6 protein-coding genes are annotated in these 9897 nt (G+C 71.9%); 4 read left to right on the forward strand and 2 right to left on the reverse strand.

Annotated features, from left to right (window positions below; all coding sequences use genetic code 11):
• Window positions 1–98 precede the first annotated feature (98 nt).
• Together ACWD0Y_RS14890 and ACWD0Y_RS14895 are read right to left on the reverse strand one after the other, a co-directional pair.
• A complete protein-coding gene (locus ACWD0Y_RS14890; protein WP_450260743.1) occupies window positions 99–1808 on the reverse strand; it encodes an acyl-CoA dehydrogenase family protein in 1710 nt (569 codons plus the stop codon).
• Window positions 1805–3667 (reverse strand): acyl-CoA dehydrogenase family protein, encoded by a 1863-nt coding sequence (locus ACWD0Y_RS14895; RefSeq protein ID WP_450260744.1) that lies wholly within the window; start codon window positions 3665–3667, stop codon window positions 1805–1807. Before ACWD0Y_RS14895 ends, ACWD0Y_RS14890 begins: the two co-directional genes overlap by 4 nt.
• Before the next feature lie 188 nt (window positions 3668–3855).
• Between ACWD0Y_RS14895 and sbnA the strand changes: the two genes are divergently transcribed.
• The 4 genes from sbnA to ACWD0Y_RS14915 form a co-directional block, all read left to right on the forward strand.
• Window positions 3856–4839 carry a 2,3-diaminopropionate biosynthesis protein SbnA gene (sbnA, locus tag ACWD0Y_RS14900; RefSeq protein WP_450260745.1) on the forward strand — a complete coding sequence of 328 codons (984 nt, stop codon included), beginning with the start codon at window positions 3856–3858 and terminating at the stop codon, window positions 4837–4839.
• Window positions 4840–4847: 8 nt separating this feature from the next.
• Window positions 4848–5837 carry a 2,3-diaminopropionate biosynthesis protein SbnB gene (sbnB, locus tag ACWD0Y_RS14905; RefSeq protein WP_450260746.1) on the forward strand — a complete coding sequence of 330 codons (990 nt, stop codon included), beginning with the start codon at window positions 4848–4850 and terminating at the stop codon, window positions 5835–5837.
• A 64-nt stretch (window positions 5838–5901) separates the two neighbouring features.
• On the forward strand, window positions 5902–6123 hold the full coding sequence (locus ACWD0Y_RS14910) for an MbtH family protein (RefSeq protein WP_450260747.1): 222 nt from the start codon (window positions 5902–5904) through the stop codon (window positions 6121–6123).
• Between the two features lie 79 nt (window positions 6124–6202).
• On the forward strand, window positions 6203–9897 hold a 3695-nt coding region (locus ACWD0Y_RS14915), incomplete at its 3' end, for an amino acid adenylation domain-containing protein (protein ID WP_450260748.1).

Here is a 9897-nt window from a genome sequence, read left to right on the forward strand (position 1 = left end):
GACTCCTTGAGATGTGCAGGGTGTGGAAATTGGTGGGGAGGGGTTTCTGGTCCGGGTACGGATACCGGCCCGGGGCCGGGGCCGGGCAGGACCTGGGGTCAGGCGGGCGAGAGGTGCGGACGGCCGAGGTCGTAGCCCTCATGTCTTTCCTCCCTGGTGATCAGTTCCTCGAAGAGCCGTCGCTCCGTCGGGGCGGGCAGCGCGCCCACGTCGTGACCGAGGCGCGCGGCGATCCTGGACAGGACGCCGGTCAGCCAGTCGGGGTCGCGCAGGAACGCGTCGTCGCTGTGCTGGTTGTCCTGCCAGACGCCGATGCAGGCGGCGGCCATGGCGAGCTGGGCGTACCGGTCGGCCAGGGCGAAGCCGGCCCGGCCCGCGACCACCGAGTGTTCGCGCGGCGGCAGCGCGAGGCAGCGCTCGCGCAGGTCCTCCAGGTCCGCGCGCAGCAGGCCGGTCAGCCGCGTCGTGGCCGTGGGCAGGAGCGCGTCGGCGCCCGGGTGGCCGAGCATCGCGGTGAGGTCGTCGGCTCCCCGTGAGGTGATCTCCAGGGCCTGGTAGTCGATGGCGTCCAGCGGGGCGTCGAGCCGGAACAGCTCGGTGGGCGGGCGCTGGGCCCGCAGCCAGCTGGTGGCGGCGAGCCGGGGCAGCTGGGGCAGCATCGTCGCCTGGCACACGGAGGCGTTGGCGTGGGCGAAGGTGATGGCGGGCAGGTCGCGGGCGAACTTCTGGAAGATGCCGTACGCGCCGTCCCGCAGGTAGGAGTTGGCTCCCAGCACCGTGCCCAGGGCGTGCGAGGACCGGTGGAGGACCTTGGGCACGAGGTACTTGTTGGCCGCGGTCAGGACACTGGTCTGGCCGGGCAGGACGTGCAGGGCGCGGCAGGCCACGGTGGACAGGCAGTCGCCGGCCAGCAGGTCGAGGAAGGCGCCGACCAGCGTGGCCCTGGCGTGCGGCAGGTCGGCGACCCGGCGCCCGTACAGCCGGCGGTCGAGCGCGAAGCGGGTGACCGTGCGCAGCAGGGTGTCCGAGGTGCCGACCATCATGCCCGGCAGCACCGCGCGGGTGGTCTGGAAGGCGCGCAGCACGGTCTCCATCGCCCCGCCGGCCGGGCCGATGTGCGCGTCGGCGGGGACGGGGTAGTCGGTGAACTCGGCGCCGCCGATGAGGCAGCCGCGCAGGCCCACGGTGGGGTACCGGAAGTCGCGCCGGACACGGTCGGCGGGGCCGTCCGCCAGGTCCACGAACAGGTGCGAGTGGCTGCGGTTGCCCGGGCCGTCGCCGGTGCGGGCCAGCAGCACGAGGGCGTCCGCCCGGCCGATGTTGTTGACGATCTGCTTGCGGCCGTTGATCAGGATCCGGTCGCCGTGGGGGGCGGCGGCGAGGTCGGTACGGGTGAAGTCGTTGCCGTGGGCCAGTTCGTTGTACCCGGCCGCCGTCTTGCCGCCGCCGAGCAGGATCTCGGCCATCCGCCGCTGCTGCCGGTCGTTGCCGGAGGTCCACATGGCGGACCCGGAGATGTAGTTGGTGAAGCCGTACCCGAGCGCCAGGGTGGGGTCGCGCCGGGAGACCGTGCGCATCATGAGCATCAGGCGTTCGATGCCGACGAGCCGCCCGCCCAGCCGCTTCGGCACGTACTCGGCGTTGAACCCGTAGGCGTCCAGGGCCTTCTCGCCCTCGGGCAGGATCTCGGCGCGCTCGTCCGCCTCCAGTACGGACCGGAAACCCAGCGGATTGTCCGGGTCGTCGGCGTTGCCCAGCGCGCTCTCCAGCGCGGCCGGTCCGCCGGTCTCTGCGGCTGTCTCGGTCATGACGTCTCCAGGAGCTGTGACGCGGAGGAGGAAGCGGAAAAGGAAGCGGCGGGGGAAGCGGCCAGCGGGAAGGACAGCAGGGAGAACATCTCGCCCGTCCGGTGCTGGTCGAGGAGCAGGGGCATCAGCCGGTCGAGCACGGCCGTGGAGTCGGCCGCGGGCCGGCCGTCCCCGGCGGCCGCCGGCAGCACCCCCGGAGCGAGGCGGTCGAGGAGGCGGCTCAGGCAGGCCTCCAGCCACAGGCCGTCCTGCCACAGACCGGCGACGGCCTCGGTGTCCCGCGCCACCCGGCCCCGGTTGCGCAGCCACACCTGGAGGCAGGCGGCCGCCGCCGTGCACAGGGTGTAGCGGTGGGCCAGCGAGAAGGCGGGGGCGGGGACGTCCCGGGGGGTGGGGCGGTGGGACGCCATCTGCCGGTGCGTCTCGTCGGTGATCTCCAGTACGTCCTCGGCCAGGGCCAGCAGCGTCCCGGGGACCTCGCCGTCGGCGGCGAGCCTCCGCAGCTCGGCGACGCTCTGCGGCAGGGCGGCGACGACGCTGTTGCCGGTGCGTGAGGTCAGGTCGAGCCGGGTCGGGTCGAAGTCGGGGACCGGCGTGTCCAGGGTCGCCGCGACGGCGAGTCCCTCGGGGTCCGTGCGCCCCGCGCGGTAGCCCCGCGCGAGCACGCCGAACTGGTTGATCAGGGCGTTCAGGTTGACCAGGCTGTTGCCGTCGAAGATGCCGACGATCCGGTGGTCGCGCTCCAGCTTGGCGAAGGCGCCGTGCGCGTAGTCCTCGCTGAAGAAGGACCGCGCGCCCAGGAACTGGCCCATGCTGGAGACGAGTTCGTCGACCGTGCTCGGCACCAGGTACTTCACCGCGCTCGACGTCACGCTCATCTCCTCGGTGAGCGCGTGGGCTCCGCGGCCGGCCACGAGGGTGACGGCCTCCATGGCGAGCAGATCGGCGTACGCCTCGGTCAGGGTGCGGTGCGCCTGCGGCAGGTCGACGAGCCGCTTCCCGTACAGCTCGTGCTCCAGGCCGAAGTCCGTCGCGATCCGCAGGGCCCGGTCGGCCGTGCCGAGCGACAGGGCGGCGCAGATCGTGCGGGTGATCTGCAGACTCCGCAGGACGATCTCGATGCCCTGCCCCTCCTCCCCGATCAGGGCGCCGGCCGGGACGCGGGCGCCGGAGAACGCGATGCCGCTGATGTCCGCGCCCCGGATGCCGTGGGTCCGGGCGGCGGGCAGGCAGCTGTACGTGCCGGGGACGAGCTCCGCCTTGTCGACGAGCAGCAGGCTGTAGCCGCGGGTGCCGCCCTCCGGTGCGGTACGGGCGAGGACGCAGACCAGGTGGGACCGGGTGGCGTTGTTGATCAGCCACTTCTCCCCGTCGAGCCGGTACCCGTCCCCGGTGGCGGTGGCGGTGAGGCCGCCGGACAGCAGGTCGCTGCCGTGCTCGCGCTCGGTGAGGCCCCAGGAGACCACGGCGCCCGCCGACACCCGCTCGCCGAGCGCCCGGGCCTGGGCCGCCGTACCGCCGACCCAGGTGCTCACCGCGCCCAGGTAGGTCTTGGTGTGGGCGATCGCCACCGTCAGGTCGCGGCGGGCGACCACGCGGACGAGCTGGAGCAGGTCCTCGTAGCTCCGCAGCGCCCCGCCGTGCCGTGCGGGCACGTAGTGGGCGGGCAGTTCCTGCGCGTCGAGCAGGCGCACCGCCTCCTCGGGGAACGCCTCCAGCGCGTCGAGTTCACGGAGCCGGCCCGCGAAGAAGGGCAGATCGGGGCGGTGGGGATCGCCCAGGTCCTGGTCGAATCTGCCGGCCAGGTCGTACGGCGCGTAGCGAGCCGGCCGGTCCGGTACAAGCTGAGGTTTCGTCACAACTCCACCTGGATCTGAGAACGCGTGAATTCCGGAAGAACCTCAGTCTTGGGCACCCGCGGGAGCGCTGTCCTGTCCCCTCACTGACAGGACCTTGCGGTGGCAATTCCCTGCCAGTGCAGAACCCGTTACCTCGTTTGGGCGGCCGCTACTGTCTCCATTGCACGCCTACAGGTGAGAGGGAATCCATGCCGAAAAGGTCTGATTCGGGGATTCTGGGTACGATCGGCCGGACGCCCCTGGTGGAACTGGAGAGAATGTTTCCCGGGGGGCACTCACAAGTCTTCGCCAAGATCGAGCGTTTCAACCCAGGTGGCAGTATAAAAGATCGAAGCGGCCTCAATATGATCGCCGAGGCCCTGCGCAGCGGCGAGATAACGCCGGGGCGATCGGTCGTCGTGGAATCGAGCTCGGGAAACCTGGCCGTCGGACTCGCCCAGATATGCAGATACTTCGGGCTGCGTTTCATCTGCGTGATCGACGCCAAGACCACCGAACAGAACATGGCCATCCTCCGGGCCTACGGGGCCGAGGTAGAGGTGGTCGACGAAAGGGACCCCGCCACAGGAGAGTTCCTGCCCGTCAGATTGCGCAGGGTGCGCGAACTGGTGGAAAGCATTCCGCATGCGTACTCGCCCAACCAGTATGCGAACCTGTTCAATCCGAAGGCCCACGAAAGCACCATGCACGAGATAGTCGAAGCCCTCGACGGGCGGCTCGACTTCCTCTTCTGCTCGGTCAGCACCTTCGGCACGCTGCGCGGCTGCGCGGACTACATCCGCCGCGCCGGGCTGGCGACCAAGGTCGTGGCCGTCGACGCGGAGGGCAGCGCGATCTTCGGCCGGCCGCCCGCCAGGCGGCTCATCCCCGGCCACGGCGCGTCCGTACAGCCCGCCCTGATGGACCCGGAAGCGGCCGACGACGTGGTGCACGTCTCGGACCTCGACTGTGTCGTCTTCTGCCGGCGGCTGGTGGGGCGGGAAGCGATCCTGGCCGGCGGATCGTCCGGGGCCACGCTCGCCGCGGTGGAGAAAACGCTGCCGCGCATTCCGCGCGGGTCCGTCTCCGCCCTGATCTTCCCCGACGGGGGAGACCGCTACCTCAAGACCATCTATTCCGACGACTGGGTGCGCGAGAACTTCGGTGAAGTCTCGCACCTGTGGAAGGGTTGATCTGTCCCATGCTGGTAATCCGCCAGTCCGACGTGGAAAAGCTTCTCAGCGGAAAGGAGAAGGAACACATCGAGATGGTCCGGGCGACCTACGAGCTGCACGAGCAGGGCGCCACGACGGTCCCGCACTCCATCTTCCTCCGTTTCCCCGACCAGCCCGCCAACCGGATCATCGGACTCCCCTCGTACCGCGGCGGCGAGAACCCCGCCGCCGGGATCAAGTGGATTTCCTCGTTCCCCGGGAACATCCAGTCCGGCACCGCGCGGGCCAGCGCGGCGATGCTCCTCAACTCGCTGCGCACCGGTCACCCCGAGGCCCTGCTCGAAGGGTCTCTGATATCGGCCGCGCGTACCGCCGCCAGTGCGGCGCTCGCCGCCGAGATGCTCACCAGGGAAAACCGCCCCAAGGGGGTTTCCCTCATCGGCTGCGGTGTCATCAACCTGGAGATCCTGCGCTATCTCAAGGCCGCTCTCGACGGTCTCGAAGAAGTGACGATCCACGACAGCTCCCCGGTCCGCGCGGAGGAATTCGCCCGGCGCTGCGCGGAAATCCTTCCCGAGGCCCGCATTTCTCTCGTGGCGAGCCTCGACGACGCGCTGGCCGCGCAGTCCCTGGTCTCCTTCGCCACCTCGGCGGGCGAGCCCCACACCGACCTGACCGCGGCGGCGCCCGGCACGGTGGTCCTGCACGTCTCCCTGCGGGACATCGACCCCGAGACGCTCATCCAGGCGCACAACATCGTGGACGACGCGGACCACGTGTGCCGCGAGCGCACCTCGCTCCACCTCGCCGAGCAGATCACCGGGGGCCGCGCCTTCATCGACGCGTCCATCGGCCAGCTCATCGCCGGCACCCGGCAGTTCACCCCGTCGCCGAAGAAGGTCACCGTCTACTCGCCGTTCGGGCTCGGGGTCCTCGACCTCGCCCTGGCCGTCGACGTGCACCGCACCGCCCGCAGGCTCGGCCTGGGTGTGGAGATCACGGACTTCCTGTCCTGAGCCCCGCCCGCTTCCCCTTCCCGTTCCCGCGTACCACCCCCTTCGCATCGCACCGAGGAGAACCATGTCCAGCGAACTGAACGACACCGCCGTGTACCGCGTCGTGCTCAACGACGAGGAGCAGTACTCGATCTGGCAGGCCGGCCGGGCGCTGCCCGCCGGCTGGAGCGCCGAAGGCACCGAGGGCACCCGCGAGGAGTGCCTCGCCCGCATCAACGACGTGTGGACCGACATGCGTCCGCTGAGCCTGCGCCGCCGCCTGGAGAGCCAGAACTCCGCCGCCTGATCCGCCGCCCCGAGCGGGCCCTTCACCACCACTGAATTCCGAGTCGCACCTGGCGCCAGGTCATTCGAAGGAGCACCTGTTGAACGCCGCACAGTTGCCGGGGACCCCCCTGAGCGGAACTGTCCCTCCCACCCTGCCCGTGCTCGTCGCACAGCAGGCCGCCCGCACTCCCGACGCGACTGCCGTCATCGACGGTGCCCGCACGCTGACCTACCGGGAGCTGGATCTCGCCGCCGACCGCACGGCGCGCTTCCTGCGCTCGGCCGGCGCCGTTCCCGGCTCCCCGGTCGGCGTGTGCCTGGGCCGGGGCATCGACCTGGTCGTCACCCTCCTGGGGGTGTGGAAGGCAGGGGCCGGCTACCTGCCCCTGGACCCCGGACACCCCCGGGAGCGGCTGGAATCCCTCGTCCTGGAGTGCGGCGCCACCCTGGTGGTCACCGAGCAGGAGCTGACCGGCCTGCCGGCGGCGGGCGTCCGCGCCGTGTCGCCGCAGGACATACGGGACCGGGCCAAAGCTCCCTCGGAGACGGCCGCCCCCGCTGTCACCGTCGATCCCCTGAGCGTGGCGTACACGATCTTCACCTCGGGATCGACGGGACGGCCCAAGGGGGTGCAGGTCACCCACGCCGGCATCGCCAACCGGGTGACCTGGGCCGTGCGCACGCAGAAGCTGACCGCCGACGACCGCGTCCTGTTCAAGACCTCGATCGGTTTCGACGCGGCCGGCTGGGAGATCTTCGCCCCGCTGATCAGCGGCGGAAGCGTCGTCACCGCCCCGGACGGCACCGAGCGGGACGCCGCGGCGTTGCTGAAGGCGGTCGCCGACGGCGGTGCCACCGTCCTGCAGGTCGTCCCCTCCGTCCTCAGACTGCTGGTCGAGGAGGACGGCTGGGCCGGCTGCCACGCGCTGCGCCTGCTCTTCTCGGCCGGTGAGCCGCTGCACGCCGAACTCGTCGAGCGGCTGCGCGAGCGGGCCGGCCGGCGGGTCGGCGTGTGGAACACCTACGGGCCCACCGAGTGCTCCATCGACATCACCGCCCACCGCGTGGACCCGGAGCAGAAGTCCGGCCCCGTGCCGATCGGCCGCGCCCTCAGCAACATGCGTGTGCTGGTGATGGGCCCCGACGGCACCCCGGTGCCCAAGGGCGTCACCGGAGAGCTGTACGCGGACGGGGTCGGCCTGGCCCAGGGGTACGCGGGCCGCCCGGACCTCACCGCGGAGCAGTTCGTCCCGAACCCGTACGGCGCCCCCGGCTCCCGGCTGTACCGCACCGGCGACCTGGTGCGCTGGAACGCCGAGGGCGTACTGGAGTACCAGGGCCGGGCCGACGCCCAGCTCAAGGTCAACGGCGTGCGCATCGAGCCGGGCGAGATCGAGGCCGCGCTCACCTCCCACCCGGACGTGAGCGGCGCGGTCGTCTTCGCCTTCGCGGCGGGCGACGGCGGCAAGCGGATCGGTGCCGCGCTCACGACCCGCGTCCCCCTCGACCCCACCGCGCTGCGCCGCCACCTCCGGCAGCGGCTGCCCGACACCCATGTCCCCTCGCTCTTCCACAGCGTCGACGTCTTCCCCCTGACTCCCAACGGCAAGGTGGACCGGGCCGCGCTCGCCGCCGCCGTGGACGAGACCGGCGCCGCGGCGGGTCAAGGCGGCTACGTCGCCCCCCGCACCAGCGCCGAGGAGCAGGTCGCCGAGGTGTGGGCCGCTCTGCTGGGCCGGGAGAAGGTCGGCGCGACCGACGACTTCTTCGCCCTCGGCGGCACGTCCCTCCAGCTCACCAGGCTGGCGGCCAGGCTCCGCGCCTCGGGCGTCTCGATCTCGATGCGCGGCCTGTTCAGCGCCACCACGGTGGAGGCCCAGGCCAGGCTGATCGACGCGCCGTCCGACGGCGCGCGGCCGATACCGGCCGTGTCCAGGTCCGGCGCCCTGCCGCTGTCCTCCGGGCAGCGCAGGCTGTGGTTCCTCGACCGTCTGAACCCCGGCAGCCGCGAATGGGTCGCCCCCCTGATCCTGCGGCTGCCGGCCGCCACACCGGTGGACGTCCTGCGGTCCGCGCTCACCGCGCTCGGCGCCCGCCACGAGGCGCTGCGCACCCGCTACCTGGACGACGGGGGCGAGCCCCGCCAGGTCGTCGGGGACGCCGGGCCGGTCGAGCTGCGGGTCGTCGACACCGGACGCGACGGCCTGGCCACGTACTTCGAGGAGCAGTTCGCCCGCGGTTTCGACCTGGCGACCGGTCCGCTGTGGCGCGCCCTGCTGGCCAGGGTCCCCGGCGAGGACCACGTCCTGCTCGTCACCATGCACCACATCGCCTGTGACGGCTGGTCCACCGTCGTCCTGGAGCGCGAGCTGCGGGAGCTGTGCGCCGCCGGGCTCGCGGGCCGCGAGCCCTCGCTGCCGGCGACCGGCATCCAGTACGCCGACTACGCGTCCTGGCAGAGCTCCCGGCTGACCGAGGAGTTCACGGCCGCGGAGCTCGCGCACTGGCGCACCGCCCTGGACGGCATCGCCCCGCTGGAGCTGCCCACGGACCGCCCCCGTCCGCCCGAGCGCGACCCGCGCGGCGCGGTCGTCCCGGTCCGGGTGGAGCCGGAGCTCGTGGCGAAGGTGGAGGAGCTGGGCCGCAGGCACGGCGCCACACCGTTCATGACCCTGCTGACCGCCTTCGCCTCGGTACTGGCCAGGCAGAGCGGGCAGTGGGACGTTCCGGTCGGCACCCCGGTCGCGGGCCGGACCCGCCCGGAGGTCGCGAACACGGTCGGCTTCTTCCTCAACTCCCTGGTGGTGCGCTGCCCGCTGGAGGGCGATCCCACCTTCGCCGAGGCGCTGGGGCGGGTGCGTGCCGCGTCCGTGGCCGCGTTCGCGCACCAGGAGCTGCCGTTCGACCGGCTGGTCGACGAGTTGCAGCCCGAGCGCGACATGTCCCGTACGCCGCTCTACCAGGTCGCCTTCGACATGCACAGCGAGGGCGTCACCAGCGTCGCCACCGACGCGGCGGACCTGCGGGCGTTCGCCGAGGCGTGGACGGTCGCCAAGACGGACCTCTCCGTCTTCATCGGGCGGTCGGCGGACGGGTCGCTCGAAGGCGTCTTCGAGTACGCGACCTCGCTCTTCGACGCGTCGACCGTGGTCCGCGTGAAGGAGCAGTTCATCCGCTTCCTGGAGGAGGTCACGGCCGACCCGGCCGCCCGGCTCTCCTCGGTCGCGCTCCTGCCGGCCGACGAGCGGCAGCGCTTGCTGGACCTGGGGACGGGCGAGGCGGCCGACTTCACGGACGCGTCCGTGCTCCGCCGCTTCGAGGAGCAGGCCCGCCGCAGCCCGGACGCGCCCGCGATCGGCTTCGCCGACGCCGCGGTGACGTACAGCCAGCTGGACGTGCGGGCCAACCAGATGGCCCACCACCTCAAGGCGGCGGGCGTCGGTCCGCAGTCGGTGGTCGGTGTCCTGCTGGACCGCGGGCCGAATCTGCTCGCGAGCCTGCTCGGGGTGTGGAAGGCCGGCGCGGCCTACGTGCCGATCGACCCCTCCTACCCGGCCGAGCGCATCGCGGCCATGCTCACCACCTCGGGCGCCGTGCTCACGGTCACCGAGGAGGCGTACGAGGACCGCTTCGGCGGCGTCGGCACGGTCCTGGTGGACCGCGACCGGCCCGTGCTGGACGAACGGCCGCGGACCGCTCCGGAGCGCACCGAGGACGGTGACGCGCTGGCGTATGTGATCTTCACTTCCGGTTCGACCGGCCGCCCCAAGGGCGTGGCCGTCACCCACCGGGG

The organism is Streptomyces altiplanensis (assembly GCF_053591575.1).